Here is a 25,363-nt window from a genome sequence, read left to right on the forward strand (position 1 = left end):
CCGCCGCCGCCTGCCTCCTTGCACGATTTTCTGCCGAATCGGCCGGCATGAATGATCGGCAGGTTAACAAGCTGGTCCGAACTCCGCGCCACCTTGCCGCTCCGGCATAACTAGGATTCGCGGCATGGACGACCTCATTGCGGAATTCCTGGCGGAGACCAACGAGGCCCTGGCCGAGCTGGACACCGCCCTGGTGGACCTCGAGCGCGCCTCCGAGGACAGCGAGATCCTGGCGCGCATCTTCCGCATGGTGCACAGCGTCAAGGGCACCTGCGGCTTCCTCGGCCTGTCGCGGCTCGAGGCGGTCGCGCATGCCGCCGAATCCCTCCTTGGCCTGTATCGCGACGGCGACATCCCCGTCACCCAGGATGGCATCACCGCCGTCCTGGCGGCGATCGACACCATCCGCATGATCATGGCCGGCCTGGCCGAGACCGGGGCCGAGCCGGCCGGCGACGACACCGCCCTGGTGGCGCAGCTGACCGCCGCCGCCGAGCCGCAGCCCGCCGCCGCCGCGCCGGCCGCTGCCCCGCCGCCGGCCGCCGCCGCGCCGGAGGAGCCGGAGGAGGCCGAGCCGGAGCCCCTCGCCGCCGCCCTCCCCGAGGCCGCGCCGCTGGCCGCCGCCGCGCCCGCCCTCGCCGCCCGGGCCGAGCCCGCCGCCGACGCCCCGAAGCCGGCCGAGGACAAGGCCGGCGACAAGGCGGCGCATGCCGACCCCTCCCTGCCGGTGCAGGCCATCCGCGTCTCGCTCACCGTGCTGGATGAGCTGATGACGCTCGCCTCCGAGCTGGTGCTGGTGCGCAACCAGCTGCTGCAGGTCGCCCGCAGCCAGGCCGACACGCCCTTCGCCGCGCCGCTGCAGCGCCTGTCGCGCATCACCTCCGACCTGCAGGAAGGGGTGATGAAGACGCGCATGCAGCCGGTCTCCGCCGCCTGGGCCAAGCTGCCCCGGCTGGTGCGCGACCTCGGCGCCGAGCTCGGCAAGCGCATCGACCTGTCGATGAGCGGCGGCGACACCGAGCTGGACCGCCAGGTGCTGGAGCTGATCAAGGATCCGCTCACCCATATGGTGCGCAACAGCGCCGATCACGGGCTGGAAATGCCCGAGGAGCGCCGCGCCGCCGGCAAGCCGCTGGCCGGCCGCATCTCGCTCTCCGCCCGGCAGGAGGGCGGGCGCATCGTCATCGAGCTGGCCGATGACGGGCGCGGGTTGAACATCGCCAAGATCCGTGTCCGTGCCGTCGAGCGCGGCCTGGCCACCGAGGCCGCCGTCGCGGTGATGGACGATGCCGAGGTGGCGCGCTTCATCTTCCGCCCCGGCTTCTCCACCGCCGCCGCCGTCACCGCCGTCTCCGGCCGCGGCGTCGGCATGGATGTGGTGCGCAGCAATATCGAGCGCATCGGCGGCACGGTGGACCTGCAGACGGTCGAGGGCCACGGCACCACGCTGATCATCCGCATCCCGCTGACGCTGGCCATCATCTCCGGCCTGGTGGTGCAGGCCGCCGGCGAGCGCTTCGCCGTGCCGCAGGCGGCGGTGGTGGAGCTGGTGCGGGTCGGCTCCGGCGGCGCCACGGTGGAGTGGCTGGACGATGCGCCGGTGATCCGGCTGCGCGGCCAGCTGCTGCCGCTGGTGCAGCTCGGCGCGCTGCTGGGGCTCGCCGCGCCGCACCCCTCGGGCTCGGCCGCGCAGGGCTTCGTCGCCGTGCTGCAGGGCGATTCGGCGCGCTACGGCCTGTTCGTCGACGGCGTCTTCGACACCGAGGAAATCGTGGTCAAGCCGGTGGCGCCGATCCTGCGCGACCTGCAGGCCTTCTCCGGCAACACCATCCTGGGCGATGGCGGCGTCATCATGATCCTCGACCCGGCGGGTCTGGCCCGCATGGCCGGCCTCGGCACCGCGCGCAAGGAGGCGGCGCAGGCCGTCGCCGCCAGCACGGAGGAGACCGGCTCGCAGCTGCTGCTGTTCCGCGCCGGCGGCCAGGCGACGCCGATCGCCGTGCCGCTCGGCCTGGTGGCGCGGCTCGAGGCGCTGCCCTCCGACAGCATCGAGATCGCCGGCAACCGCCCCTCCGTCCAGTATCGCGGCCAGCTCATGCCGCTGCTGCCGCTCGGTCCCTGGACGCAGCCGCCCGCGGGCGGCACGCAGCACCTGCTGGTGTTCCAGGATGGCACGCGCAGCCTCGGCCTGATGGTGGACGAGATTCTCGACGTCATCGAGGAGCGGCTGGTGCTGCGCCCGTCCAATGACCGCGCCGGCTTCCTGGGCAGCGCCGTCGTCGCCGGCCGCGCCGCCGATGTGCTGGATTGCGCGCATTGGCTGCGGCTTGGCGACCCGAGCTGGTTCGGCAAGACCGAGCAGGCGGCGCCGCGCGTGCTGGTGGTGGAGGACAGTGGCTTCTTCCGCCAGCTGGTGGTGCCCGCCCTGACCTCGGCCGGCTATGACGTCACCGCCTGCGCCGAACCGGCCGAGGCGCTGAAGCTGCGCGCCGGCGGCGCCATGTTCGACGTGGTGCTGAGCGACATCGAGATGCCCAACATGGACGGTTTCGGCTTCGTGGCCGAGATCCGCCGCGAAGGGCCGTGGCAGAAGCTGCCGGTGGTGGCGCTCAGCAGCCGCTCCAGCCCGGCCGACATCGCCCGCGGCCGCGCCGCCGGCTTCACCGACCATGTCGCCAAATTCGACAGCGAGCGTGTCCTCGGCGCCCTGACGCGCGCCCTGGCCCATGCGAAGGAAGCCGCCTGATGAGCGCCGCCCAGTCCCAGAGCCAGACCCTCCCCCGCTCCCAGCCGCGCGGCGAGGCCGCGGATGGCGAGCCGCGCCTGCTGCTGACCCTGCTGGTGGATGGGCGGCTCTGCGGCATCCCGGTGCCGCGGGTGCGCGATGTGCTGCGCGGCGACCAGATCGCCCGCGTGCCGCTGGCGCCCCCCGGCGTCGCCGGCGTGCTGAACCTGCGCGGCCGCATCGTCACCGCCGTCGACCTGCGCAACCGGCTCGGCCTGCCGCCGGCCGAGAGCGGTGCCGGCGGCATGAGCGTGGTGGTCGAGCATGAGGGCGAGCTGTACAGCCTGCTCGCCGATGATGTGCGCGAGGTGCTCTCGCTCTCGGCCGATGTGCGCGAGGACGCGCCGGCGACGCTGTCCGAGGCCTGGCGCGAGCACACCTCCGCCGTGCACCGGCTGGAGGGCGGGCTGCTGATCGAGCTGGACACCGAGCGGCTGCTGGCCTTCGGCGCGCGCGCCGTGGCGGATAGCCGCCGGTGACGCTGGAGCTGCCCGAGGCTCCTGCGACGGCGTCCGGCGGCGCCGCGCCGCTGCGCGTGCTGCTCTGCGACGACAGCGCGGTGATCCGCGCCGCCATGGCGCGCATCCTGCACGCCGATCCGGGCATCCAGGTGGTGGCCCGCGCCCGCCATGGCGAGGAGGCGGTCGCCGCCATCCGCCGCGGCGGCATCGACCTGGCCGTCATCGATATCGAGATGCCGGTGATGGACGGGCTGACCGCCCTGCCGCTGCTGCTGCAGGCCGATCCGGGCTTGCGCGTCATCGTCTGCTCGACGCTGACCACCAAGGGCGCGGCGGCGGCGATGGAGGCGATGCGGCGCGGCGCCGCCGACTGCCTGCCCAAGCCCTCCAGCGCCGAGGAGGCCGCCTTCGCGGCCGAGCTGGTTGCCCTCGTCAAGGGCCATGGCGCGCTGCGCCGGCGCAGCGCGCCGACGCCGGCGCTGAACATGACGGTGGCGCCGCCCACCCCCTCCCCGGCCGTGGCGCCCCGCCCGGCCGCGCCGGCGCCGCCACCCGCCGCCGCGCCGCGCCCCGCCGCCCCGGCGCTGCCGGCCGCGCCCCGCGCGCCGCGCGCGCCGATGCCGCTGGCCATCGCCGCCATCGGCTCCTCCACCGGCGGGCCGGAAGCGCTGGCCGCCGTGTTCCGCGCCTTCCGCCAGCCGCCGCGCATGCCGCTGCTGCTGACCCAGCACATGCCCACCGCCTTCATCCCGATGCTGGCGCAGCACCTCTCGCGCCTCGGCCCGGTGCCGGTGGATGTGGCGCAGGAGGGCGAGAAGCTGCTGCCCGGCCGCGCCTATCTGGCGCCGGGCGGGCGGCACATGCTGGTCGCTTCCGGCAGCCCGCCCAGCATCACCCTCTCCGACGGGCCGGAGGAGCATTTCTGCCGCCCCGCCGTGGACCCGATGCTGCGCAGCCTGGCCCAGGTCTATGGCGGCCGCGCTCTGGTCGCGGTGCTGACCGGCATGGGCCATGATGGCGGCGCCGGCGCCGCGGCGGTGGATGCGGCCGGCGGGCTGGTGCTGGCGCAGGATGCCGCCACCAGCGTCGTCTGGGGCATGCCCGGCGCGGTGGTGGAGCGCAACGCGGCGCGCGAGGTGCTGCCGCTGCCGCAACTCGCCGCCCGCATCGCCGAGCTGACCGGCGGCGCCTGAACCGCCGGCCATGAGCGAGTCCGGCTTCCACGACATCGCCCGCGCCATCCGCGGCGTCTCCGGCCTGGTGCTGGCGCCGGAGCAGGACTACCTGCTGGAGACGCGGCTGGGCCCCGTGCTGCGCCGGCACGGCCTGCCGGACCTGCCGGCGCTGGCCCGCCGGCTGCGCGCCCCCGGCAGCGCGGCGCTGGCGCGCGAGGCGGCGCTGGCCACCGCGACGCATGAGACCAGCTTCTTCCGCGACGAGGCGCCCTTCCTGCATCTGGCGCGCGCCCTGCCGCGCCTGGCCGCCGCCCGCGGCGGCCCGGCGAAGCTGCGCTTCTGGTCGGCCGCCTGCTCCTCCGGCCAGGAGGCCTGCTCGCTGGCCATCCTGGCCGATGAGCTGCGCCATCAGCTGGGCGGGCGCGGCGTCGAGATCATCGGCACCGACCTCTCGCCCGCCATGGTGGAACGCGCCCGCCAGGCGCTGTATTCCGGTTTCGAGGTGCGGCGCGGCCTGTCCGAGGCGCGCCTCGCCCACTGCTTCGCGGCGGAGGCGGAGGGCCACCGGCTGCGCCCGGGCTTACGCGCACTCTGCCGCTTCGAGCAGGCCAATCTGGTGGAGGAACCGGCCATCGCCGGCCCCTTCGAGGTGATCATGCTGCGCAACCTGCTGATCTACCTGGATGCGCCGACCAAGGAGCGTGTGGTGGAGCATTGCGCCCGCCGCCTGGCGCCGGAGGGTGTGCTGTATCTCGGCGCCGCCGAGGTGCTGCTGTCGCTGCGCACCCGCATGGCGCCGCTGCCCGGCTGCCATGGCGCTTACCGGCTCGACACCCCAGCCGCCCGCGCCTTCTGGGAGGCGGCGGCGTGACCCAGCGCCCGGCCCCCCTCGCCGCCCGGGCCCGCCAGGCCGCCGGCCTGCTGCGCGCCCTGCCGCAGGGCCGCATCGCCGGGCGGGTGCTGTCGGCCGGCGCGCTCTCGGTCGAGATCGGCGGGCTGCAGCCCTTCCTGTCCGTCGGCGCCCGGGTCGCGGTGGAGACCGCGCATGGCGAAGTGCCGGCCGAGGTGGTGGCGCTCGCCAACGGCCAGGCCCGCGCCATGGCCTATGGCACCATGGAGGGGGTGCGGCTCGGTGCCCCGGTGCTGTTCCAGGGCGAGGCGCGGCTGCATCCGGACGAATCCTGGCTCGGCCGGGTGGTCGATCCGCTGGGCCGGCCGATGGATGGCAAGGGCCCGCTCGGCCATGCGCCGCAGGGGCGGCGCCTGCGCGGCGGCCCGCCCGAGGCCGGGCTGCGCGCGCGGCTCGGCCCGCGACTCGATCTCGGCGTGCGGGCGCTGGACGCCTTCTGCACCATGCGGCGCGGCCAGCGCCTCGGCCTGTTCGCCGCCTCCGGCGTCGGCAAATCCACCCTGCTGTCGATGCTGGCGCGCGGCGCCGAATGCGATGTCGCCGTGCTCTGCCTGGTGGGCGAGCGCGGCCGCGAGCTGCGCGAATTCATCGAGGATGATCTGGGCGAGGCCGGGCTCGCCCGCAGCGTCGTCATCTGCGCCACCTCCGACACCCCGCCGCTGATGCGGCGTGAGGCCGCCTATGCGGCGATGACCGTCGCCGAGAGCCTGGCGAATGACGGCCGCCATGTGCTGCTGATGATGGACAGCGTGACGCGCTTCGCGCTCGCCTGCCGCGAGATCGGCCTGGCCGCTGGCGAGCCGCCGGCGACGCGCGGCTACACCCCCGGCGTCTTCGCGGAACTCCCGCGCCTGCTGGAGCGCGCCGGCCCCTGCCTGGAGCGCCAGGGCGGCGCCATCACCGGCCTGTTCACCGTCCTCGTCGAGGGCGACGACCATGACGAGCCGATCGCCGATGCGGTGCGCGGCATCCTGGACGGGCATGTGGTGCTGGACCGCAAGATCGGCGAGCGCGGCCGCTGGCCCGCCATCGACATCCTGCGCAGCCTGTCGCGCACCGTGCCCGGTTGCCTGGAGCCCGGGGAGCGCGAGGTGATGCAGCGCGCCCGCGGCATCCTGTCGCTGCAGGCCGACATGGCGGAGCTGGTGCGGCTCGGCGCCTATCGCACCGGCACCGACCCGGCGGTGGACGAGGCGCTGCGCCTGGCACCCCGCATCGAGGCCTTCCTGCGCCAGCGCAAGGACGAACCCCTGATGACCACGGCCGATGCCTTCGCGGCGCTGGCCGAGGCGATGCAGGAGGCCCCCCCTGCCCGCGCCTGACCCGATGGCGGTGCTGCTGCGGCTGCGCGCGCTGGAGGTGGCCCTCGCCCAGCGGGATCTCGCCGAGCGCCGCGCGCAATCCGCCGCCGCCACCGAGCGCGCCGAGGCCGCCGCCGCCGCCATCCCCGCCGAGGGCCGCGCCGCCGATGCGGCGCAGGACGCCGCCGCCGGCGCCGGCTATGCCGCCTGGCTGCCCTATGGCACCGCCATGCGCGACCGCCGCGCCACCGAGGCCCGCCTGGCCGAGGCCGCCGCCGAAGCCGCGCGCGAGGCGCTGGTCGCCGCCCGCACCGCCGAGCGTGTGGTGGAGCTGGCGCGCGAGGCCCGCCAGGAGGAGGCGGCGCGCAAGGCCGCCCGCAAGGCGCAAGCCACCCTCGACGACATGCCCAACCGTTTTTCTGGCTAACTGCCGGTCAGGGCCGCGACGGGGGGTGCTGCATAGGCCGGGTGCGCTTCGGCCCGGGGTTGCGGGGCGTCGCTGCTGGCAAGGGTGGGGCGAAGCCACGACACCTGATGGCCCACCGGCAATGCGCTGGAAAACCCCGCTGCGTTCCACACCCGGCCAGTGCCGTGTCCCGCTTCCCCACCAGACGGCGGCAGCCCGAAAGAAAAGCAGCCTGAAAAGAATCAGAGGGTGGGTTTCAGCTTCCAGACGAGGGCGATCAGCTCGGCCACCGCCTCGAAATGCTCGGCCGGGATCTGCGCGCCTTCCTCGACCCGGTACAGGGCGCGCGCCAAGGGCGGATTCGGCAGGATCGGCACGCCGTGCTTCTCGGCCTCGCGGCGGATGCGCGCGGCCATGCTGTCGACGCCGCGCGCCACCACGCGGGGGGCGGCGTCGATGCCGCGGCGATAGCTCAGCGCCACGGCGTAATGCGTCGGGTTGGTGACGATGACGGTGGCCTTGGGCACCTCGGCCATGGCGCGGCTGCGGCTGCGGCGCAGCGCGATCTGGCGACGGCGGCCGCGGATATGCGGATCGCCCTCGCTCTCCTTCATCTCGTCCTTCATCTCCTGCCGCGACATGCGCATCTTCTTCATGTGGCGCAGCCGCACCCAGGCGAAGTCGATCAGCGCGACGACGGTGAAGGCCAGCAGCGCGCCGCGCAGCAGCCGCTCCAGCAGCAGCGAGGCCAGGCTGCCCAGCTCCTCCAGCGGCATGGAGAGCGTCTGCGGCAGGCGCTCGGTGATGCCGTCGGAGACCCACCACATGGCCAGGCCGCAGGCGACCAGCTTCAGCATGGCGCGGCCGAACTCGACCAGCGCCTGCGGCCCGAACATGCGCTTCAGCCCGCGCAGCGGGCTCAGCTTCATCGGGTTCGGCGCCAGCGGCTTGGCCGAGACCAGCAGCTTGGTCTGCGCCAGCGTCACCGCCACCGCGCCGAAGGCGGCGAGCCCCGCGACACCGAGGGCGAGCGGGGCGGAGCGGATTGCCATCTCCTGCAGCTCGGGCTGCCAGCGCGCCTCATGCGCCAGCGCGAACAGGCTGCGCCCCTGCTCCACCATGTGCCGGCCCAGCGCCGGGCCGAGCCAGGAGAGGGCGAAGGCGCCGCCGCAAAGGCTGGCCAGCTGCACCGCCTCGCGCGCCAGCGGCACCTCGCCGGATTCGCGCGCCTTGCGGAGTTTCGCCTCGGAGGGATCGAGATCCTTGTCCTCGTCCTCGGAGGCGCCGCCGCCCTGCTGCTCGGCCATGGCTCAGTTCAGCCCGGGCAGCATGCTGAAGCCGGCGCGCGTCGCCTCGCCCCAGAAGGCCAGCAGCGCCGGCAGCAGCAGCGCCAGCAGGGCGATGCCGGCCAGGCTCTGCGCCGGCATGGCCAGGATGTAGACCTGGGCCTGCGGCGCGATGCGCGCCAGCAGCCCGCTGCCCATCTGCAGCAGCAGGGTCAGCAGGATCAGCGGCGCGGCCAGGCGCAGCGCCAGGGCGAAGCTGGCGGCGCTGGCCTGGGCCACCGCCTCGGCCGCCTCGCCGGCCGGCAGGGCGGCGCCCACCGGCAGCAGGGTGTAGCTTTCGGCCAGCGCCCGCAGCGGCAGGGCGTAGAGCCCGCTGGCCAGCAGCAGCGACACCGCCGCCAGGCCGAAGAAGCGGCCGAGCGCGGTGCTGCCCTCGCCCATGGTCGGGTCCTGGCTGAGCACGCTGGACAGCCCGATCATCAGCCCGATCGCCTGGCCGGCGACCTGCACGGCATAGACCATCAGCCGCGCCAGCCAGCCGATCCAGAAGCCGATGGCGATCTCGATGGCGATCAGCCGCAGCAGCGTGGCCGCATCCTGCGGCTCGGGCGGCAATTGCGGGCCGATCACCGGCAGCAGCAGCGCCACCACCGACAGCGCCAGGGCCAGGCGGATGGTGACCGGCACCTCCTGCTCGCCGAGGCCCGGCAGCACCATGCCGCAGGCGCCCATGCGGGCCAGCAGCAGCATCGCCTGGAAGGCCAGATGCGGCAGCGCCTCGAGGAATTCGGCGCCGCTCACCGCAGCCCGCCCACCGCCACAACCTGGTCGAACAAGCCCTCGGTCAGGCTGCGCAAGGCGGTCAGCGCGGCGGAGCTGCCGAACAGCAAAGCGAGGCCGAGCGCCAGCAGCTTCGGCACGAAGGCCAGCGCCGCCTCCTGCACCTGGGTCAGCGCCTGCAGCACGGCGATCACCAGGCCGACCGCCAGCAGGATGCCGAGCAGCGGCCCGCCCACCAGCAGCGCCGTCCACAGCGCCTGCTGGCCGGCCAGCGCGATCACGTCACTTTCCACCATCGTCGCCGCCTCCTGCGGCATGACCCGCCGCGTCCTGCGGCGGGGCGGCTGTCAGAGCGACATCCGCATCACTTCCTGGTAGGCGGACACCACCCGGTCGCGCACCGCGACGGTGGTCTGCAGCGCGAGCTCGGCGCGCGAGACGGCCAGCACCACCTCGGTCGCGCCGACCTCGCCGCGCAGGCCCTGCACGCTGGCGACATCGGCGGCGCGGGTGGTCTCCACCACCTTCTCCACCGCGCGCTCCAGCACGGCGCCGAAGCTGCCGGCGGCCGCCGCCGTGTTGCCGGGGGTGGCCGCGTCGCTGGCCAGGCCCGCGGTGTTGCGATAGGCGGCGAGCGCGAGATTCGCGCCCGGAAGCGGCGCGCTCACGAGCGCAGCAGGTCGATGGCGCGCTGGATCATGGCGCGGGTGGTCTCGAGCACGGAGAGGTTGGCGCCGTAGCTGCGCTGGGCCTCGCGCATGTCCATCATCTCCACCATCGAATCGACATTGGGCGTGCGCACATAGCCGCGCGCATCGGCGGCCGGGTGCTGCGGGTCGTAATGCTCGGGGAAGTTCCCGGCGGCGGTGCCGATGCGCGCCACCCGCACCGTCTCGGCACCCAGCGCGCGGTCGAGCCGGTTGGCGAAGGTGACGGTCTTGCGGCGATAGGGCTCGGCGCCCGGCGTCTCGCCGGTGCTGTCGCGGTTGGCGACATTCTCGGCCACCACGCGCAGCCGGGCCGACTGGGCCGACATGCCGGAGGCGGAGACGCTGAGCGCGCGTTCGAGATCCATCTCGGTCCTCCTCAGCCGCCGCGGCCGAGGGCGGCGCGGAACAGCCCGGTCCAGCTGCGGTGCAGATTGACGGCCAGGCCATGCGCCTGGTCGGTCGCCGCCACCTTCAGCGCCTGCTCCTCCAGCGAGACGGCGTTGCCGTCCGGGCTGCGCTCGGCGATCTTGCGGTCGACGCGGCCCTGCATCTCGGTGCGGGCCGGGATGTGGCGGGCATCGGTGCGGGCCAGCGGCGCCGTGGCGCCGGCGCGCTGCACCAGTTCCTCGAAGGGCTGCAGGTCGCGCGGCTGGTAGCCCGGCGAATTGGCATTGGCGATGTTCTGGGCCAGCACCTTCTGGCGCTGCTCCAGCCAGTTCAGCCGCTGTCCGGCCAGGGCCAGGGGATCGGAAGGGCGACCGCTCATGCCCGCTCTCCTCGCATGCAGACGCGACCCATTTGTTAACGGCCTTCAGGCTTCGGAAAGGGTTCGCCGGCTCAGCGCAGCGCGTCGCTGAGCGCCCGGCCCATCGCCAGCTCCTGGCGCAGCCGCTGCAGCTCCGGCGCGCCGGGGCCGGCGGGGGGCGTGGTCAGGGTGGCGAAGGCCTCGGCCAGCGGGCCGCCGCGCATGCGCGCGCCATAGGCGTTGCGCAGCTCGGCCATGCGGGTCTCGTCGCCGGCCAGGGCGCGGAAGGCGGCGAGCCGCAGCAGCATCTGCCGCTGCCCGGCATCCAGCGGCGCCGGCGCCGCCGGCAGGGTGGCGGCGGCATGGGCGGCCAGCGCATCGGCCGCGCCCGGCCAGTCCTGCTGCGCCGCCAGCAGGTCGGCCAGCTTCGCCGCCCCGGCCGGGCCCACGCCGCGCAGCGCCTGGGTCGCCTCGGTCAGATTGCCGGCCAGCGCCAGGGCGCGCGCCTGGGCCAGGGCATGGCGCGGCCGCAGCTCCGGCGGCAGCGCCGCCACCGGCAGGGCGCGCAGCGTGGCCAGAGCCGCCTCGCCCTCGCCATCGGCCACCTGCAGCTCGGCCAGCCGCAGCCGCAGCGGCGCCGGGCGCTCGCTGCGCTCGGCGGCGCGGCCCAGCAGCTCGGCCGCCGGGTCGTAGAGGTCGAGCGCCGCCAGCCCCTCGGCGATGCGCAGCGCGGCGGCGTCCAGCGCGGCGCCGGGCGGCAGCGCGTCCTGGCGGCGGACGAAGGTCTGCGCCGCCTCCATCACCGGCGTCGCCGGGTCGTTCAGCACGCCGAGCAGCGCCCGCCCGGTGCGCGCCCGCACCTGGTCGGCGGCGTCGGGGAAGAGCTGCTCGGTCTCCTCCAGCAGCGCCAGCGCGCTCTCATGCTGGCGCGCCTGCTCATACAGCTCGGCGGCGCGCAGCCGCCGGGCCAGCTCGCGCGCATCGCCGCGCCAGGCGGGGATGGCGGCCTCCAGCATGGCGGCGGCGGCGCCGGGCTCCAGCCGGCCGCTGGCCAGCCCCGCCTCGGCGATGCGGCCGCGGGCGCGGTCGCGGATGTCGCGGTCGCGCCCCTCGGCCAGCTTCTCATAGGCCGGCAGGGCGGTGTCGAGATCGCCGCGCGCCTCGGCCAGCCGGGCGCGGGCGAAGGCATAGGGCGCGCTCTCCACCGGGCCCGCCGCCTGCAGCAGCGCGGCGGCGTCGCGCAGCGAACCGGCCTCGGCCAGGCTGCGGGCGACGGGCGGCAGCAGCCGGTCGCGCAGCGTCGGCGGGTAGCGCAGCAGCAGCGGCGCGTTGCGCGACAGGGCGGCGGCCAGCGCGGCATCGGCCGGCGCCTCGCCCGAAAGCTGCATCCGCGCCAGGGCGCGCCACAGCGCCGCCTCGCCCTCGGGCGGCAGGCGGAGATCCTCGAGCGGCGCCAGCGCCTCCTCGGCGCGGCCGGCCAGCAGGGCGCTGGCGGCCAGCAGCAGCAGGGCGCGCGGCTCGCCGGCCATGCGCGGATCCTCCTCCAGCGCCAGCTGGGTCAGCGCCTGCGCCTCGGCGCCCAGGCCGAGGCCGAGCAGCGTCTCGGCCAGCTGCAGCCGCAGCGGGCCGCGCGCCAGCGGCGGCGCGGCGATCAGCTCGGCGAACAGCTTGCGGCGGCGCTCCAGCAGGGCGGCGGGCAGCTCCTGCGGCAGGTTCAGCAGGCGCGGCACCTCATCGGCGGCGACGGCGACGCGCTGCTGCACCGGGCCGATCGCCAGCGGGCCGCTGCTGGCCAGCGGGATGGCGAAGCCCTCCGGCACGGCGCGCAGCTGCACCGCGGGGTCGCGGGCGGCGACCGCCACGCCCTGGTCGGTCGGCAGCAGGTCGAAGGGGGCGAAGCCGGCGCCGATCGGCAGGCCGCGCGAGGGCGCCGGCAGCAGGCCGAGCAGCAGCAGCCCGCCCGGCGCCTGCGGGTCGGGCACGGCGATGACGCGGCCGGGGGCGCGGGCGCGCAGCAGCAGGCGCGGCGCCTCGCCTTCCTCCTGGTCCAGCCCGATGGCGTCGCCACCGCCGGCGCCGGCCGGGTGCAGCATCCAGATGCCGTCGGCATCGCGGCGCAGCGCCGGCACCGGGGCGCCGGGGGTGAGCGGCAGGCGCAGCACGGTGCTGCCCGGCACCTCCAGCGCCTGCAGCCGGGCCAGCGCCGGCGAGAGGCGGCGCAGCGCGGCGAGGTCGGGGGCCCGCGCATCGTCGAAGGCCAGCAGCAGCGCGCCGCCGCGCTGCAGCGCCGCCGCGGCGGCGGAGCGGCCGAAGGGCAGCGGCACCGGCGCATCCGGCGCCAGGCGCTGCGACGCCGGGCGGGCCGCGACCGGTGGCGGCGCGGCCGGGGCAGGAAGCGCGGGCGCAGCCTGGGGCGGCGGCGCGGCGGGTGGGGCGGCGGGGCGCGGCGTGACCGGATTGGGCACGGCCAGCGGCGGGGTGGGCTCGAGCGGCAGCGGCGCCGCCTGGCCGGGCGGAGGCGCGACAGGCGGGGCGGCGGGCAGCGTGTCGGGCGCGGGGGCAGTGGGGGGCGTCAGCGCCGCCTGCGGGCCCGGGGCCGCCGGCGCCGGGGCGGCGGCGGGCGGCGTGGCGGAGGCGCCGGGCATGGGCGGTGGCGTCGCCAGCCGGTCGGCGATCGCCTCCAGCGCGCGCATCGAGGCCTGCGGCGCCAGCTGCGGCCCGCCCGCCGGCGGATGCGGCGCCGCGGCGTGGGAGGGGGCGGGCGGGGCCGCAGGCGCGGCGGCCGGCGGCGCGGCAGGGCCCGGGGCGGGCGCCGGGGCGGCCAGGCGGGGCGTCGCCGGGGCGGGCGGCGCGGCGGGGGCCACCAGCAGCGGCGCGGCCGGGCCGGGCGGCGCCAGGGCGGTGGCCGCCGGCGGCGCGGCGGCGGCGGGCGGGTTGGCCGGGGCCACGGCGGCGGCCGGCGGCAGGCCACTGGTGCCCGGCCCGGCGGCGGGACCCGGCGTGGCGAGCGACGGCGTGGCGCGGCCGGCCTGGCGCTGCCCCGGCGGGGTGGGCGGCGCCGGCGGGTCCAGCAGGTCGACCACCACGCGGCGGCCGAGCACGAAATGCCGCGCCCGGCTGCCCGGCGCCAGGCGCAGGCGCAGCCCGCCGGAAAGCGGCTCGACCGAGACGATGTTGCGCGGCGGGCGGACCGAGGCGGCCTCGAAGGCCAGCGTGCCGGCGGGGCCGAAGACCAGCTCCACCACATCGCCCTGCTGCACCAGCGTGTAACCGGGCAGTTCGGGCCAGTCGAAGACGACGCGGCTGAAGCCGGGATGCTGGCCGGTGCGCACGGTGACGCGCTGCGGCGCGCGCTGGGCCAGGCTGGGGGGAAGGGTCGTGGCCGGCATGGCGGGCGCGGCGGCCGGCAGCGCCGCCCCCTGCCCCGCCTGCGGCGATGCGGCAGCCCCGCCCGGCGCCGGGTTCGGCGACGGCACAGGCGCCGATTGGCCGAGCGCCGGCCCGGCCGGCTGCGACGCCAGCGGGCCGAGGCCCAGCCAGAGCGCCAGCAGCCAGGCGGGACGGGTCTGCCGCATCAATCCGGCCTCAGTCGAACAGCGCGTCGATGGCCGACTGGCTGATCGCGGCGCCGGGCAGCTGCGGGCCGTTCAGCAGCCCGTCGGGACGCGGCGCCGGGGCGGCCATGGCGGCGGCGGCGCTGGCGGGCAGGGTCGGCGCAGTCAGCGTCGTGACACCCTGCGTCGCCAGATTGGCCTTGGCCTTGCCGATGCGCGCCTCGATGGTCTGCAGCGCGTTCACCACCTTGGCGATGCGCTGCCCGGTGATGTCCTGGAAGGCGCAGGCCTCGTAGATGCGCGTGGTCGCCGTGGTCATGCCATCGGCGATCTCGCCATCCGCCTTCGGCGCCAGGGTCTCCAGCTGCTCGCAGGCATCGAGGATCTCGTGCGTCGCCTGGGCGGTGTGCTGCACGATCGCCGCCAGCTCGTCGGTCGCGGTCGGGATCGTCGCCTCGTCCAGCCCCTCGGCGCGCAGCGCCACCACCTCGGCGCGCGCCGTGGCGATGACGCGGCTGAGCTCCTCCAGCTCCTGCAGCAGCGAGGCCGCGGTCGCCGTCAGATTGCCGCGCAGGCTGGCAATCACATTGTCGGTGTCAGCCATGCGCCATCACCTTCTCGATCTTGTCGCGCAGCGTCTCGGCGTTGAAAGGCTTGACGATGTAGTTCGAGACGCCGGCCTGCTTGGCGGCGACGACGTTCTCGGTCTTGCTCTCGGCGGTGACCATGATGAAGGGCAGGTGCTTCAGCCGGGCATCGGCGCGCACCTCCTTCAGCAGGTCGAGGCCGGTCATCGGCTGCATGTTCCAGTCGCTGATCACCAGGCCGAAATTGCCGCTGCGCAGCTTGGCCAGCGCCTCATGCCCGTCGGCCGCCTCGTCGGCGTCGTGGAAGTCGATCTGCTTCAGCAGGTTGCGGATGATGCGCGTCATCGTCTTGTAGTCGTCGACGACAAGAACCTTGACATTCCGATCCAGGGTCATCGTGGCGGTCTCTCCAGCGGGGCAGCGATCTTGGTTACGCGGTCGAAGGCTTCAGCGGTCAAAGTCCGGGCCGGGCGGCCCGCATGCGGGCCAGCTCGGCGGTCAGCGCCCGGACGCGCTCGGGCTCCATGGCGCCGAAGACCGGGGCGGCCTTCTGCTCGCGCATGCGGTTCACGATCTGCGCCAGCAGCGGCAGATCGAGCTCGTTGAACACCAGCGCCGCCTCGCGCGGGCGCATGGTCTCGTACAGCTTGGCGAGACTCGCCCAGTGCGCGTCGTCGCGCAGCCGGGTCTGGCGCTCATTCTCCTCCAGCCGCGCCTGCAGCCCGGCCAGCTGGTCGAGGCGCGCCTGCAGCCGCTGCTCGGCGGCGGCCACCACCGCCTCGCGCATGGCCAGCAGCCGCTCGCGCTCGTCCAGCGCCTCGCGCCGGCTGCGCAGCGCCTGGGCCAGCCCATCCTCCAGCGGCGAGGGATCGGCCGGCGCGGCCTGGCCCACCGGCGGCGTCACCGGCTGCGGCCGGGCGGGGCTGGCGGCCAGCCAGCGCGGCGCCTCGATGGCGGCGGGCAAGGCCTGCGGCGCGGCGGCGGGCGCCAGCGGCTCGGGCGGCGGCGGCGCGGCGCGGGCCGGGGTCAGCCCGGCGCTCGCCACCCGCAGCAGCCGCGGCGCGGCCTCGGCGCGCGGCGCGGCGACGGGCTCCGGCGCCGGCGGGGCGGCGGGAATGGCGGCGGGCGCGCTGGCGGCGGCGCTGGCCGAGGGCGGCCAGTCCGGCAGCAGGCCGAGCAGCGCCGCGCCCTTCACCCCGCCCAGCAGGGCGGACATCGCCAGCAGGATGCGCAGGCCGAGAATCACGTTCATTGGTCGCGTCCATGGCCCAGGGCGCGGAGCAGATCCTGCTCTGCGCGGGTGCGTGGCGTGGCGGGGGCGGCGGCCGCGGCGCGCGGCGCGCCATCGGCGGCCGGGCGGGCGGCGCGCACCCCGGCATCCAGCCGGTCGGCCAGCCCCTCGGCGCGGTCGGAGAGGTAGCGCAGATCCTCGCGCAGCGCGTTGGCGGCGGCCACCTGCTCGGCGACGCCGCGGCCGGCGCCCTCGGCGGCGGCGCGCAGCCGGGCGATCGCCGCCTCGGCCTCACGCGTCGCGTCGGTGAAGCCCTGCACGGTCGCGGCCAGCGCCGCGCGGTCCTTGCGCAGCGCGGTCAGCGCGCGTTCCAGCCGCAGCGCCATCGGCAGGGCGGCGAACAGCGCCAGCACCAGCGCCGCCTGCAACCCCCATTCCAGCAGGCTCATAGCATCCCTCCCGCCCGCTCGGCGATGTCGCGGCCGGGCCGCGCCGGCTCGCGCAGCCCGTCCGTCTGGCGCGGCATGGCGCGGTCGATGCGCACGGCGAGGCGGCCCTTGCGGCCGCCCACCTGGCCCTCGAACAGCGAGGTGTCGCCGCAGCGCAGCCGCACCGGCGCGCCGGGGCCGACGCCCAGCGTGATCAGGTCGCCCACCTGCAGCCGCACCACGTCGGAGAGCCGCATGGTCTGCTCGTCCAGCACCACGTCGAGGGCGACCTCGGTCTGCCGCAGCTCCTCGGCCAGGTGGGTCTCCCAGATGCTGTCGCGGCCGAACTTCTCGCCCATGAATTGCTGCAGCAGCAGCTCGCGCACCGGCTCCAACGTGGCATAGGGCAGCAGCAGCTGCAGCTGGCCGCCGCGGCTCTCCATGTCGACGCGCAGCCGCGCCAGCACGGCGGCGTTGGAGGGGCGGGAGATGGCGGCGAAGCGCGGATTGACCTCCAGCCGCTCGAAGCGGAACTCGACCTCGGCCAGCGGGCCGAAGGCCTCGGACAGGTCCTTCAGCACCACCTCGGTCAGCCGCTCGATCAGGCCGCGCTCGATGGTGGTGTAGGGCCGGCCCTCGATGCGCATGGCGGTGGTGCCGCGGCGGCCGCCCAGCAGCACGTCGACCACCGAGTAGATCAGCGCCGAATCGACCACCACCAGGCCGTAATTGTCCCATTCCTCCGCCTTGAACACGACCAGCATGGCCGGCAGCGGGATGGTGTTCAGATAGTCGCCGAAGCGCAGGCTGGTGATGCCCTCGATCGACACCTCGACATTGTCCGAGGTGAAGTTGCGCAGGCTGGTCGACATGATGCGCACGAGACGGTCGAAGACGATCTCGAGCATCGGCAGACGCTCATAGGAGACCAGGCCGCGCGCGATCACCTTCTCGATGCCGGTGGCGGATTCGTCATCCTCCTCGCCGCCATCGCCGAAGCCGAGCAGGCTGTCGATCTCGGCCTGGCTGAGCACCCGGGCGGGCTCCGGCGCGGGCGGCGGCGGCGCGGCGGCGGGGCCGACGGCGGCGGCCAGCGCCTCGCCCCAGGCATCGTCGGCGCCCTCGGCGCCGTCCTGCCGCGCCTCGGCGGCGCGGGCCAGGGCCTCGCCCCAGCCATCATCGGCATCGTCGGTGCCAGCGGCCGCCGGGGCGGCGGCGGGGTCGGTGGCCGCCGGGGCGGCGGCGGGGGCGGCGCCCTCGGGGAGGCCATCGCCGGCGGCGGCGGCGGCCAGCGCCTCGCCCCAGCCATCATCATCATCGGCCGGCGCCCCGGGGGCCGCGGCCTCACCGCCCTGCACGCCGCCCTGGACCCCATTGGCGGCGGCCTCGGCCAGGGCGTCGCCCCAGCCCTCCATGTCGTCCTGCGGCGCCGGCGCCTGCTTCGCGCCGTCCTCCGGCTGCGACCCGCTCATTGCACCACCACCTCGACGAACAGCACATCGGTCACCGCGCCGGGGCGGACGGCGATGTTGGCGCGCGCCACCATCTCCTCGCGCAGCCGGTGGGTGCCGGCGCTGCCGCGCAGCTCCTCGGGCCGCGTCTCGCGCAGATAGGTGGTGAACATGTCGAGCAGCCGCGGCATGGCCTGCTCCACCGCCCTGATGTCCTCGGGCAGCGCCACCTCGATGCGGCTGCGCAGCTTGACGAAGGTCTGCCGGCGCGCCGCGGTGTTGAGGTTGGTGACGATCTCCGGCACCTCGACATAGACCGGCGGGCGCTGCGGCGCCACCGCCGGACCCGCCTCGGCCGAGGCCGCGCCGGAGGGCGAAGGCAGCCCCGGAATCGGCAGGACCCCGAAATACCACGCGCCGCCCGCGCCGCCGCCGATCAGCAGCAGCAACGCCACGGCGGCGAGCACCAGCAGCTTGCCGCGCCCGCCCCTGGAAGCTGTTTTTGCCGGGGCAGGCTTGCCGCCCCCTGCGCCGTCGCTCACGCCGGCCACTCCATCCTGGAATGAGCCGGGAGGTAAGGCGGTTCTGTTAACGGGTCCTTGACCGGCAATTTTTGCCTCAATGATCCGGTAATAATTGCCCGGTAGCTCTGCCCACGCGGCAGGGCTGGCCCAGGAGGGGCCGGCCGGTCGCGGCCGAAGGCGATCCGGGCTGTGGCACGCAACTTGCCCTGTCCTGTTCCGTCCGGTCCCAACCCCACGGAGCTGCGCCAAGATGGACATGCCCGGCTATGTCGTGCTCTCCCGCCTCGCCGCCCAGCAGCGCGCGACGGCGGCGCTGGCGATGAACATCGCCAATGCCGACACCCCCGGCTACAAATCCGCGCAGATGGTCTTCGGCGCCCATATCGAGCGCCAGACCGGCGTCGACGCGCCGCGCGGCGGCCGCGAGGTCGCCTTCGCCCAGGACCGCGCCACCTGGCGCGACTTCACTCCCGGCAGCCTGCAGGCCACCGGCAACCCGCTCGACCTGGCGCTGGGCGGCGAGGGCTTCTTCGCCGTGCAGACCCCGAATGGCGAGCGCTACACCCGCGCCGGCCGCTTCGCCCTCTCGCCCGAGGGCGGCATCGTCGACATCGGCGGCAACCCGGTGCTGAACGAGGATGGCGCGCCGCTGGTGCTGCCGCAGAACGCCCAGCGCATCGACATCACCGGCGATGGGCAGGTGCGCACCGAGCAGGGGCCCGTGGGCCGGCTGCGCGTGGTCAATTTCCAGGACCCGCAGAAGCTGATCGCCCAGGGCGACCGCCTGTTCGAGGCCCCGGCCGAGCTGCCGGCCCAGCCGGTCGACGCGCCGCGCGTCGTGCAGGGCTCGGTCGAGGGCAGCAATGTGCAGAGCATCGTCGAGCTGACGCGGCTCACCGCCGAGATGCGCGAATTCCAGTTCGCCAGCCAGTTCATCGAGACCGAGGGCGACCGGGCGAAGACCGCCGTCGAGCGCATCCTCAAGCGCCCCGCCTGATTCCAACGCCCGCCGCCAGCGCCTCCGGAGACACCGCACCATGCGCAGCCTGAACATCGCCGGCACCGGCATGATGGCCCAGCAGACCAATGTCGAGGTCATCTCGAACAACATCGCGAATATGAGCACGACGGCCTACAAGCGCCGCCGCGCCGAGTTCCAGGACCTGCTCTACGAGAATCTCCGCCGCACCGGCTCGCAGAGCTCCGACCAGGGCACCGTGCTGCCCTCCGGCGCGCAGCTCGGCCTCGGCGTGCGCACCGCGGCGATCTACCGCATCGGCGCCCAGGGCGACCTGTCGCAGACCCAGAACAGCTTCGACCTGGCGATCCGCGGCAATGGCTATTTCCCGGTGCAGATGCCGACCGGCGAGACCGCCTATACCCGCGCCGGCAGCTTCGGCCTGTCGGATGCCGGCATGATCGTCACCGCCGACGGCTTCCAGGTCGGCGCCGGCATCACCATCCCGGCCGGCGCGCGCGACGTCACCATCAACGCCACCGGCGAGGTGCTGGTGAAGATCGACGGCCAGGCGGCGCTGCAGAATGTCGGCCAGCTGCAGCTCGGCACCTTCCCGAACGAGGGCGGGCTGGAGGCGGTCGGCGACAACATGTTCCTCGAAACCCCGGCCTCCGGCGGCGTCACCCTCGGCAATCCGGGTGCCGCGGGCTATGGCCAGGTGCTGCAGGGCTATCTCGAGACCTCGAACGTCAATGTCGTGCAGGAGATCACCTCGCTGATCACCGCGCAGCGCGCCTATGAGATGAACTCCAAGGTCATCACGGCGAGCGACGAGATGCTCTCCACCCTGTCGCGGATGCGCGGCTGATGCGCCTGCCCGGCCGCCCTGCCCTGGCCCGTCGCCGCAGCCCGCGCCTGGCGCCGGCGCTGCTGGCGCTCGCCCTCGCGCTACCGGCCGGCTTTTTTTCCGTGGGCACCCAGGCGCAGATGTCCCCGCAGGCGCCGGGTGCCGCGAACACGGCTGCCGCGACCGCTGCGACCCCCGGCCTGGTCGCGCACCGGCCGCTGGCGGTGATCGAGGGCGGCACCGTCACCCTGGGCGACCTGTTCGAGAATGCCGGGGCGCGCGCCGGCGACGTGCTCGGCCCCTCCCCCATGCCCGGCCGCCGCTTCGTGGTGGAGGCGCCGCAGCTGGCCGTCATCGCCCGCGATGCCGGCCTGCCCTGGCAGCCCGCCGCCGGCGATGAGCGGGTGGTGGTGGAGCGCCCGGGCCGCCCGCTCTCCCGCGAGGAGGTCGAGGCGGTGCTGCGCGGCGAGCTGGCCAAGCTCGGCGCCGATCCGGAGCTGGATATCGACCTCGTCGCCTACCAGCCCATGCTGGTGCCGACGGGGGCCGATCCGCGGCTGACGCTGGAGGGCACCGAATACGACGCCGCCAGCCGCCGCTTCCAGGCGACGCTGGTGGTGCTGGCCGATGGCGTGGCGACGCTGCGCCAGCGCCTGGCCGGCCGCAGCGTGGCGATGCGCAATGTCGTCGTCGCCAATCGCGCGCTGCGCATGGGCGAGGTGCTGGGCGCGCAGGATGTGCGCGCCGAGCGCCTGCCGGCCGAGCGGCTGCGCCCCGGCCTCGCCGATTCGCTCGACGCCGTGCTGGGCCGCCGCCTCGGCCGGCCGATCGCGGCGGGCCAGCCGCTGCCGCTGTCGGAGCTTTCCGCGCAGCAGGCGGTGCGCCGCGACAGCGTGGTGCAGCTGGTGCACGAGGCCGCCGGCCTGTCGCTGACCACCAGCGGCCGGGCGCTCGAGGATGGCGCGCTCGGCGCCACCATCACCATCCTGAACCTGTCCAACGGCGCCGTGCTGCTGGGCGAGGTGCTGGCGCCCGGCCGGGTGCGCGCCCTCGGCCCGGCGCCCGAGCCGCAGACCGCCACGGCGCGCGGCCCGGCGCGCCGTTGACGCGGAGAGAGAAGAGCATGAACGCCCGCCCACTGACCGCCCGCGCCGCGCCGCTCGGCCTCCTCCTGCTGGCGCTGGCCGGCTGCGGCAATCTCGAGCGGATCTCCGAGATCGGCCGCGGCCCGCAGCTGGCGCCGATCGAGAACCCGGCCCAGGTGGCGGGGCTGGAGCGCAGCGTCGCCATGCCGATGCCGCCCGCCCAGGCGCCGCTGCCGGAGACCAACAGCCTGTGGCGCCCGGGCAGCCGCACCTTCCTGCGCGACCAGCGCGCGGCGCAGGTGGGCGACCTGGTGACGGTGCTGGTGCAGATCACCGACCGCGCCGAGCTCGAGAACACCACCGCCCGCAGCCGCGCCAACAACGAGGATTTCGGCATCACCCGGCTGCTCGGCATGGCCGCCCGCCTGCCCGGCGGCGCGGGCAACCTGCTGGAGACGGCGAGCAACAGCGGCACCGAGGGCACCGGCAGCATCAACCGCAACGAGACGGTGACGCTGCGGGTCGCCGCGACCGTCGTGCAGATGCTGCCCAATGGCAATCTGGTGGTGGCCGGCCGGCAGCAGGTGCGCGTCAACCACGAGCTGCGCGAGCTGCAGGTCAGCGGCATCATCCGCAGCCAGGATATCGGCAGCGACAACACGGTGCGGCATGACCGCCTGGCCGAGGCGCGCATCGCCTATGGCGGGCGCGGCATCATCTCCGACGTGCAGCAGCCGCGCTACGGCCAGCAATTCCTCGACCTCGTCCTGCCCTTCTGAGCCCCGGAGACATCGCCATGCGCCGCCCGGCTCCCCTCTTCCGCCCCGCCTTGCGCGCCGGCCGCGCTGTGCTGCTCGGCCTGGCGCTGGCGCTCGGCCTCGCGGGGGCGGCGGCGGCGCAGCCGGGCGGCAGCGTGCGGGTCAAGGACATCGCCGATATCGAGGGGGTGCGCGACAACCAGCTGGTGGGCTACGGCCTGGTGGTCGGGCTGAACGGCACCGGCGACCGGCTGCGCAACGCCGTCTTCACCCGGCAATCGCTGATCGGCGTGCTGGAGCGACTCGGCGTCAACACGCGCGACCAGGAGAACCGGCTCGACACCCGCAATGTCGCCGCCGTCATGGTCACCGCCAATCTGCCCGCCTTCGCGCGCAATGGCAGCCGGGTCGACATCACCGTCTCGGCGCTGGGCGATTCGACCAATCTCGGCGGCGGCACGCTGGTGGTGACGCCGCTGCACGGCGCCGATGGCGAGGTCTATGCCGTGGCGCAGGGCTCGGTCGCGACCGGCGCCATCTCGGCGCGCGGCGCCGCGGCCTCCGTCACCCGCGGCGTGCCGACCTCGGGCCGCATCCCGAACGGCGCCATCGTCGAGCGCGAGGTGCCCTTCGCCTTCGGCAACAAGCCGACGCTGCGGCTGGCGCTGCGCAATCCGGACCTGACCACGGCGCGGCGCATCGCGGCGGCCATCAACCGCGTGGCCGGCGCCGGCGCCGCCGCCGCCAACGACCCGCGCACCGTCACCGTCTCGCTGGTCGGGCGCGACCCGGTGGGCTTCGCCACCGAGATCGAGCAGCTGCGCGTCGAGCCCGACCAGGCGGCGCGCGTGGTGATCGAGGAGGCCTCGGGCACCATCGTCATGGGCGCCAATGTGCGCATCAGCACGGTGGCCATCGCCCAGGGCAACCTGACCATCCGCGTCACCGAGGCGCCGCAGGTGGTGCAGCCCAATGCGCTGGCCGGCGGCCAGACCGCGGTGGTGCCGCGCACCGGCATCGAGGTGGACGACCAGTCGGAACGCCGCCTCGGCATCCTGCAATCCGGCGTGTCGCTGCAGGATCTGGTGCGGGGCCTGAACAATCTGGGCGTCGGCCCGCGCGACATGATCTCGATCCTGCAGACCATCAAGGCCGCCGGCGCGCTGCAGGCGCAGCTGGAGGTGCGCTGATGGCTGACATCTCGAAGCCCGTCGGGCTGTCTCCTGCGGGCCTGCCGCAGACCGGCCTGCCGGCCGCCCCCGCGGCGCCGCGCGGCCAGTCCCTGCCCGAGATGCGCAAGGCGGCCGAGCAGTTCGAGGCGCAGGTGCTGGGCGCGCTGCTGCAGCCGGTCTTCGCCACCCTGCCCAGCAGCGGCCCGTTCAGCGGCGGCGCCGCCGAGGCGCAATGGCGGCCGATGCTGGTCGAGGAGTATGGCCGCAGCTTGACGCGGGCCGGCGGTGTCGGCATCGCGGGTCAGGTGCTGCAGGAGATGCTGCGGCTGCAGGCCCGCAGCAGGGGAGAAAGCGAATGAGCCTCGTCGCCGAGCTGGAGCGCGTCACCCTGGCGCTGACCGCGGTGATCACCGCCGAGACCCGCGCCCTGAAGGATCGCGACCTGGTCGGCGCCGCGGCGCTCGGCCCGGCCAAGACCGCGGCGCTCGAGGCCTTCGTCGCGGCGCGGGCGCGCATGACGCCGGCGGAGGCCGCCGCGGGCGGTGGCCATCTGGCGCATCTGGTCGACCGGCTGCGCCAGCAGGTCGAGGCCAATCGCCGGGCGCTGGAGGAAGGCATGGCGCTGCAGGCCCAGGTGGTGGAGACCATCGCCGAGGCGGTGGCGCAGCCCGCCTCCGCCGCGCCGGGCTATGGCCCGCAGAGCAGCGGCCAGGCGCGGCTCGGCGCCGCGCCGCTCGCCGTCTCCGTCAACGCCTGAGCCGGGGCGCGCGGTGACCCCTTCGCGCCGCGCGCCATGCCGGCCCTGCGCCGATGCGCTGGCGGCCCGCGGCATCGCAGCACCGGTTAACAACAGGGAAACGCGGCCCTGCTGCATTGCCCCTGTCGGACTCCCTGCGGCAGAAGGCCGCGCGGACCGGCCATGGCATGCGAGGCGAGGCAGGAGGCCGGGCCGCTGATGAACTGGGAATGGGCGATGACCGCCCTGGCCGCGCTGGCCGCGGTGCTGGGCATGGTGGTGCTGGCGGCGCAGCTGGCGCGCCGGCTGGGTCTGGTGCCCGGCCTGCCGGCCGGCGGTGTGCCGCGGCGCGGCGCCGCGCGGCGGCTGGCCATCATCGAGGCGCTGCCGCTCGACAATCGCCGCCGCCTGCTGCTGCTGCGCTGCGACGGGCAGGAGATGCTGCTGCTGACCGGCGGCCCGCAGGACATGCTGCTGCCGGCGCTCAGCGGGGCCCCGGGCCGCGCCGAGGCGCCATGAGCCGGCGCTGCCCCCGCCCCGCGCCGCGCCGCGCCGCCTTGCGCCGCGCCCTGCCGCACGCCCTGCTCGGCACGCTGCTGCTGGCCGCGCTGCTGCTGCTGCCGCAGCCGGTGCTGGCGCAGAGCGTCAATCTCGATCTCGGCCAGGCCGGCGAGGCCGGGGCGACGACGCGGCTGGTGCAGCTCACCGCGCTGATCGGGCTGCTCTCCCTCGCCCCCTCGCTGCTGGTGATGGTCACCGCCTTCGCCCGCATCAGCATCGTGCTGTCGCTGCTGCGCAGCGCCATCGGCGCGCCCGGCGTGCCGCCCAACCCGGTGCTGATCGGCCTGGCCCTGTTCCTCACCTTCTTCGTCATGCAGCCGGTGCTGGAGGCCTCCTGGACCCAGGGGCTGCAGCCCATGGCGGCGGGACAGGTGGAGGAGATCGCCGGGCTGCAGGCGGCGGCCGAGCCCTTCCGCGGCTTCATGCTGGCCAATGCGCGGGATTCCGACATCGCGCTGTTCCTCGACCTGGCCAATCTGCCGGCGGTGGAGGACCCCTCGCGCACGCCCTGGCGCGTGCTGGTGCCGGCCTTCCTGGTGGGCGAGCTGCGCCGCGCCTTCGAGATCGGCTTCCTGATCTTCCTGCCCTTCCTGGTGATCGACATCGTGGTCGCCAGCGTGCTGATGGGCCTCGGCATGATGATGCTGCCGCCCAACACCGTGTCGCTGCCCTTCAAGCTGATCTTCTTCGTGCTGGTGGATGGCTGGCGGCTGGTGGCGGGCAGCCTGGTGCAGGGTTTCGGCGGAGGTGGCGGATGATTCGATGCGCCCCCGACACACCGCTTGATTCACGGGTCGTTAACAGGGTTAACAAGTTGGCGATGACGCCAGAGGCAGTCTTGCCAATGGCCCCCGCCAGGATTCCCGCCATGCTGTCCCCGCCCGCGACTCGTCTCGCGCCTGCTGGCCGCCC

Annotated in this window: 28 protein-coding genes; 15 read left to right on the forward strand and 13 right to left on the reverse strand. The window is 75.1% G+C overall.

What is annotated here, in order from left to right; genetic code table 11:
* The first annotated feature begins 124 nt into the window (after window positions 1-124).
* From QE401_RS10315 to QE401_RS10340, 6 genes are read left to right on the forward strand one after another with little or no spacing between them, the layout of a single operon-like run.
* Window positions 125-2,746: a hybrid sensor histidine kinase/response regulator gene (locus tag QE401_RS10315; RefSeq protein WP_307138122.1), complete on the forward strand. Its 2,622-nt coding sequence runs from the start codon at window positions 125-127 to the stop codon at window positions 2,744-2,746.
* A complete protein-coding gene (locus QE401_RS10320; RefSeq protein ID WP_307138123.1) occupies window positions 2,746-3,264 on the forward strand; it encodes a chemotaxis protein CheW in 519 nt (172 codons plus the stop codon). Before QE401_RS10315 ends, QE401_RS10320 begins: the two co-directional genes overlap by 1 nt.
* A complete protein-coding gene (gene cheB, locus QE401_RS10325; protein ID WP_307138124.1) occupies window positions 3,261-4,439 on the forward strand; it encodes a chemotaxis-specific protein-glutamate methyltransferase CheB in 1,179 nt (392 codons plus the stop codon). Before QE401_RS10320 ends, cheB begins: the two co-directional genes overlap by 4 nt.
* 10 nt (window positions 4,440-4,449) lie before the next feature.
* On the forward strand, window positions 4,450-5,292 hold the full coding sequence (locus QE401_RS10330) for a CheR family methyltransferase (protein ID WP_307138125.1): 843 nt from the start codon (window positions 4,450-4,452) through the stop codon (window positions 5,290-5,292).
* Window positions 5,289-6,653 carry a FliI/YscN family ATPase gene (locus QE401_RS10335; protein ID WP_373461432.1) on the forward strand — a complete coding sequence of 455 codons (1,365 nt, stop codon included), beginning with the start codon at window positions 5,289-5,291 and terminating at the stop codon, window positions 6,651-6,653. Before QE401_RS10330 ends, QE401_RS10335 begins: the two co-directional genes overlap by 4 nt.
* A gap of 4 nt (window positions 6,654-6,657) precedes the next feature.
* The gene (locus tag QE401_RS10340; protein WP_307138126.1) at window positions 6,658-7,059 is read left to right on the forward strand and encodes a hypothetical protein; all 402 of its coding nucleotides are present in this window, start codon (window positions 6,658-6,660) and stop codon (window positions 7,057-7,059) included.
* Between the two features lie 221 nt (window positions 7,060-7,280).
* Here the strand turns inward: QE401_RS10340 and QE401_RS10345 are convergent, their stop codons facing one another.
* The 13 genes from QE401_RS10345 to QE401_RS10405 form a co-directional block, all read right to left on the reverse strand.
* Window positions 7,281-8,345, reverse strand: a complete 1,065-nt coding sequence (locus tag QE401_RS10345; protein WP_307138127.1) for an EscU/YscU/HrcU family type III secretion system export apparatus switch protein — start codon at window positions 8,343-8,345, stop codon at window positions 7,281-7,283.
* A gap of 3 nt (window positions 8,346-8,348) precedes the next feature.
* On the reverse strand, window positions 8,349-9,125 hold the full coding sequence (locus tag QE401_RS10350) for a flagellar biosynthetic protein FliR (RefSeq protein WP_307138128.1): 777 nt from the start codon (window positions 9,123-9,125) through the stop codon (window positions 8,349-8,351).
* Entirely contained in the window at window positions 9,122-9,421 is a 300-nt protein-coding gene (locus QE401_RS10355) for a flagellar biosynthetic protein FliQ (protein ID WP_307138129.1), read from the reverse strand. The genes QE401_RS10350 and QE401_RS10355 overlap by 4 nt, the downstream gene beginning before the upstream one ends.
* Window positions 9,422-9,451: 30 nt before the next feature.
* The gene (gene fliE / locus QE401_RS10360; protein ID WP_307138130.1) at window positions 9,452-9,772 is read right to left on the reverse strand and encodes a flagellar hook-basal body complex protein FliE; all 321 of its coding nucleotides are present in this window, start codon (window positions 9,770-9,772) and stop codon (window positions 9,452-9,454) included.
* Window positions 9,769-10,179: a flagellar basal body rod protein FlgC gene (gene flgC, locus QE401_RS10365; protein ID WP_307138131.1), complete on the reverse strand. Its 411-nt coding sequence runs from the start codon at window positions 10,177-10,179 to the stop codon at window positions 9,769-9,771. Before flgC ends, fliE begins: the two co-directional genes overlap by 4 nt.
* A gap of 11 nt (window positions 10,180-10,190) precedes the next feature.
* A complete protein-coding gene (locus QE401_RS10370; protein WP_307138132.1) occupies window positions 10,191-10,580 on the reverse strand; it encodes a flagellar basal body rod protein FlgB in 390 nt (129 codons plus the stop codon).
* Between the two features lie 71 nt (window positions 10,581-10,651).
* Window positions 10,652-14,134 carry a hypothetical protein gene (locus tag QE401_RS10375; RefSeq protein WP_307138133.1) on the reverse strand — a complete coding sequence of 1,161 codons (3,483 nt, stop codon included), beginning with the start codon at window positions 14,132-14,134 and terminating at the stop codon, window positions 10,652-10,654.
* Between the two features lie 10 nt (window positions 14,135-14,144).
* Window positions 14,145-14,717: a hypothetical protein gene (locus QE401_RS10380; protein WP_307138134.1), complete on the reverse strand. Its 573-nt coding sequence runs from the start codon at window positions 14,715-14,717 to the stop codon at window positions 14,145-14,147.
* Window positions 14,710-15,096 carry a chemotaxis response regulator CheY gene (locus QE401_RS10385; protein ID WP_307138135.1) on the reverse strand — a complete coding sequence of 129 codons (387 nt, stop codon included), beginning with the start codon at window positions 15,094-15,096 and terminating at the stop codon, window positions 14,710-14,712. Before QE401_RS10385 ends, QE401_RS10380 begins: the two co-directional genes overlap by 8 nt.
* Window positions 15,097-15,154: 58 nt before the next feature.
* Entirely contained in the window at window positions 15,155-15,952 is a 798-nt protein-coding gene (locus tag QE401_RS10390) for a MotE family protein (protein ID WP_307138136.1), read from the reverse strand.
* Window positions 15,949-16,380, reverse strand: a complete 432-nt coding sequence (locus QE401_RS10395; protein ID WP_307138137.1) for a DUF6468 domain-containing protein — start codon at window positions 16,378-16,380, stop codon at window positions 15,949-15,951. Before QE401_RS10395 ends, QE401_RS10390 begins: the two co-directional genes overlap by 4 nt.
* Window positions 16,377-17,831: a flagellar motor switch protein FliM gene (fliM, locus tag QE401_RS10400; protein WP_475638083.1), complete on the reverse strand. Its 1,455-nt coding sequence runs from the start codon at window positions 17,829-17,831 to the stop codon at window positions 16,377-16,379. Before fliM ends, QE401_RS10395 begins: the two co-directional genes overlap by 4 nt.
* Complete coding sequence (locus tag QE401_RS10405) at window positions 17,828-18,352, reverse strand: flagellar basal body-associated FliL family protein (protein ID WP_307138138.1); 525 nt, start codon at window positions 18,350-18,352, stop codon at window positions 17,828-17,830. The genes fliM and QE401_RS10405 overlap by 4 nt, the downstream gene beginning before the upstream one ends.
* A 232-nt stretch (window positions 18,353-18,584) precedes the next feature.
* Between QE401_RS10405 and flgF the strand changes: the two genes are divergently transcribed.
* The 9 genes from flgF to fliP all read left to right on the forward strand — a co-directional run bounded on the left by flgF (window position 18,585) and on the right by fliP (window position 25,209).
* Window positions 18,585-19,331: a flagellar basal-body rod protein FlgF gene (gene flgF / locus QE401_RS10410; RefSeq protein ID WP_307138139.1), complete on the forward strand. Its 747-nt coding sequence runs from the start codon at window positions 18,585-18,587 to the stop codon at window positions 19,329-19,331.
* 40 nt (window positions 19,332-19,371) lie between these two features.
* Window positions 19,372-20,160: a flagellar basal-body rod protein FlgG gene (gene flgG, locus QE401_RS10415; protein ID WP_307138140.1), complete on the forward strand. Its 789-nt coding sequence runs from the start codon at window positions 19,372-19,374 to the stop codon at window positions 20,158-20,160.
* The gene (flgA, locus tag QE401_RS10420) at window positions 20,160-21,245 is read left to right on the forward strand and encodes a flagellar basal body P-ring formation chaperone FlgA (RefSeq protein ID WP_307138141.1); all 1,086 of its coding nucleotides are present in this window, start codon (window positions 20,160-20,162) and stop codon (window positions 21,243-21,245) included. The genes flgG and flgA overlap by 1 nt, the downstream gene beginning before the upstream one ends.
* A 17-nt stretch (window positions 21,246-21,262) precedes the next feature.
* Entirely contained in the window at window positions 21,263-22,003 is a 741-nt protein-coding gene (gene flgH / locus QE401_RS10425) for a flagellar basal body L-ring protein FlgH (RefSeq protein ID WP_307138142.1), read from the forward strand.
* A 17-nt stretch (window positions 22,004-22,020) separates the two neighbouring features.
* Window positions 22,021-23,172, forward strand: a complete 1,152-nt coding sequence (locus tag QE401_RS10430) for a flagellar basal body P-ring protein FlgI (RefSeq protein WP_307138143.1) — start codon at window positions 22,021-22,023, stop codon at window positions 23,170-23,172.
* On the forward strand, window positions 23,172-23,513 hold the full coding sequence (locus tag QE401_RS10435) for a rod-binding protein (RefSeq protein WP_307138144.1): 342 nt from the start codon (window positions 23,172-23,174) through the stop codon (window positions 23,511-23,513). The genes QE401_RS10430 and QE401_RS10435 overlap by 1 nt, the downstream gene beginning before the upstream one ends.
* Window positions 23,510-23,911 (forward strand): hypothetical protein, encoded by a 402-nt coding sequence (locus QE401_RS10440; RefSeq protein WP_307138145.1) that lies wholly within the window; start codon window positions 23,510-23,512, stop codon window positions 23,909-23,911. The genes QE401_RS10435 and QE401_RS10440 overlap by 4 nt, the downstream gene beginning before the upstream one ends.
* Window positions 23,912-24,109: 198 nt before the next feature.
* Complete coding sequence (locus QE401_RS10445) at window positions 24,110-24,409, forward strand: flagellar biosynthetic protein FliO (protein ID WP_307138146.1); 300 nt, start codon at window positions 24,110-24,112, stop codon at window positions 24,407-24,409.
* Window positions 24,406-25,209, forward strand: coding sequence for a flagellar type III secretion system pore protein FliP (fliP, locus tag QE401_RS10450; RefSeq protein ID WP_307138147.1), 804 nt, complete (start codon window positions 24,406-24,408; stop codon window positions 25,207-25,209). The genes QE401_RS10445 and fliP overlap by 4 nt, the downstream gene beginning before the upstream one ends.
* The last annotated feature ends 154 nt before the right edge of the window (window positions 25,210-25,363 follow it).

The sequence above is a fragment of the Pseudoroseomonas cervicalis genome (assembly GCF_030818485.1).
Classification (GTDB): domain Bacteria; phylum Pseudomonadota; class Alphaproteobacteria; order Acetobacterales; family Acetobacteraceae; genus Pseudoroseomonas; species Pseudoroseomonas cervicalis_A.

Excerpts from the sequence above, each read along its gene's own strand:
- QE401_RS10330 (WP_307138125.1), top strand. The coding sequence starts at position 4,450 with ATGAGCGAGTCCGGCTTCCACGACATCGCCCGCGCCATCCGCGGCGTC.
- QE401_RS10430 (WP_307138143.1), top strand. The coding sequence starts at position 22,021 with ATGCGCCGCCCGGCTCCCCTCTTCCGCCCCGCCTTGCGCGCCGGCCGC.
- flgH (WP_307138142.1), top strand. The coding sequence starts at position 21,263 with ATGAACGCCCGCCCACTGACCGCCCGCGCCGCGCCGCTCGGCCTCCTC.
- QE401_RS10340 (WP_307138126.1), top strand. The coding sequence starts at position 6,658 with ATGGCGGTGCTGCTGCGGCTGCGCGCGCTGGAGGTGGCCCTCGCCCAG.
- flgG (WP_307138140.1), top strand. The coding sequence starts at position 19,372 with ATGCGCAGCCTGAACATCGCCGGCACCGGCATGATGGCCCAGCAGACC.
- QE401_RS10440 (WP_307138145.1), top strand. The coding sequence starts at position 23,510 with ATGAGCCTCGTCGCCGAGCTGGAGCGCGTCACCCTGGCGCTGACCGCG.
- fliM (WP_475638083.1), bottom strand. The coding sequence starts at position 17,831 with ATGAGCGGGTCGCAGCCGGAGGACGGCGCGAAGCAGGCGCCGGCGCCG.
- QE401_RS10395 (WP_307138137.1), bottom strand. The coding sequence starts at position 16,380 with ATGAGCCTGCTGGAATGGGGGTTGCAGGCGGCGCTGGTGCTGGCGCTG.
- fliP (WP_307138147.1), top strand. The coding sequence starts at position 24,406 with ATGAGCCGGCGCTGCCCCCGCCCCGCGCCGCGCCGCGCCGCCTTGCGC.
- QE401_RS10355 (WP_307138129.1), bottom strand. The coding sequence starts at position 9,421 with ATGCCGCAGGAGGCGGCGACGATGGTGGAAAGTGACGTGATCGCGCTG.
- QE401_RS10380 (WP_307138134.1), bottom strand. The coding sequence starts at position 14,717 with ATGGCTGACACCGACAATGTGATTGCCAGCCTGCGCGGCAATCTGACG.
- flgF (WP_307138139.1), top strand. The coding sequence starts at position 18,585 with ATGGACATGCCCGGCTATGTCGTGCTCTCCCGCCTCGCCGCCCAGCAG.
- QE401_RS10385 (WP_307138135.1), bottom strand. The coding sequence starts at position 15,096 with ATGACCCTGGATCGGAATGTCAAGGTTCTTGTCGTCGACGACTACAAG.
- QE401_RS10435 (WP_307138144.1), top strand. The coding sequence starts at position 23,172 with ATGGCTGACATCTCGAAGCCCGTCGGGCTGTCTCCTGCGGGCCTGCCG.
- flgA (WP_307138141.1), top strand. The coding sequence starts at position 20,160 with ATGCGCCTGCCCGGCCGCCCTGCCCTGGCCCGTCGCCGCAGCCCGCGC.
- QE401_RS10345 (WP_307138127.1), bottom strand. The coding sequence starts at position 8,345 with ATGGCCGAGCAGCAGGGCGGCGGCGCCTCCGAGGACGAGGACAAGGAT.
- QE401_RS10445 (WP_307138146.1), top strand. The coding sequence starts at position 24,110 with ATGAACTGGGAATGGGCGATGACCGCCCTGGCCGCGCTGGCCGCGGTG.
- QE401_RS10370 (WP_307138132.1), bottom strand. The coding sequence starts at position 10,580 with ATGAGCGGTCGCCCTTCCGATCCCCTGGCCCTGGCCGGACAGCGGCTG.
- QE401_RS10390 (WP_307138136.1), bottom strand. The coding sequence starts at position 15,952 with ATGAACGTGATTCTCGGCCTGCGCATCCTGCTGGCGATGTCCGCCCTG.
- QE401_RS10375 (WP_307138133.1), bottom strand. The coding sequence starts at position 14,134 with ATGCGGCAGACCCGTCCCGCCTGGCTGCTGGCGCTCTGGCTGGGCCTC.
- QE401_RS10315 (WP_307138122.1), top strand. The coding sequence starts at position 125 with ATGGACGACCTCATTGCGGAATTCCTGGCGGAGACCAACGAGGCCCTG.
- flgC (WP_307138131.1), bottom strand. The coding sequence starts at position 10,179 with ATGGATCTCGAACGCGCGCTCAGCGTCTCCGCCTCCGGCATGTCGGCC.
- QE401_RS10320 (WP_307138123.1), top strand. The coding sequence starts at position 2,746 with ATGAGCGCCGCCCAGTCCCAGAGCCAGACCCTCCCCCGCTCCCAGCCG.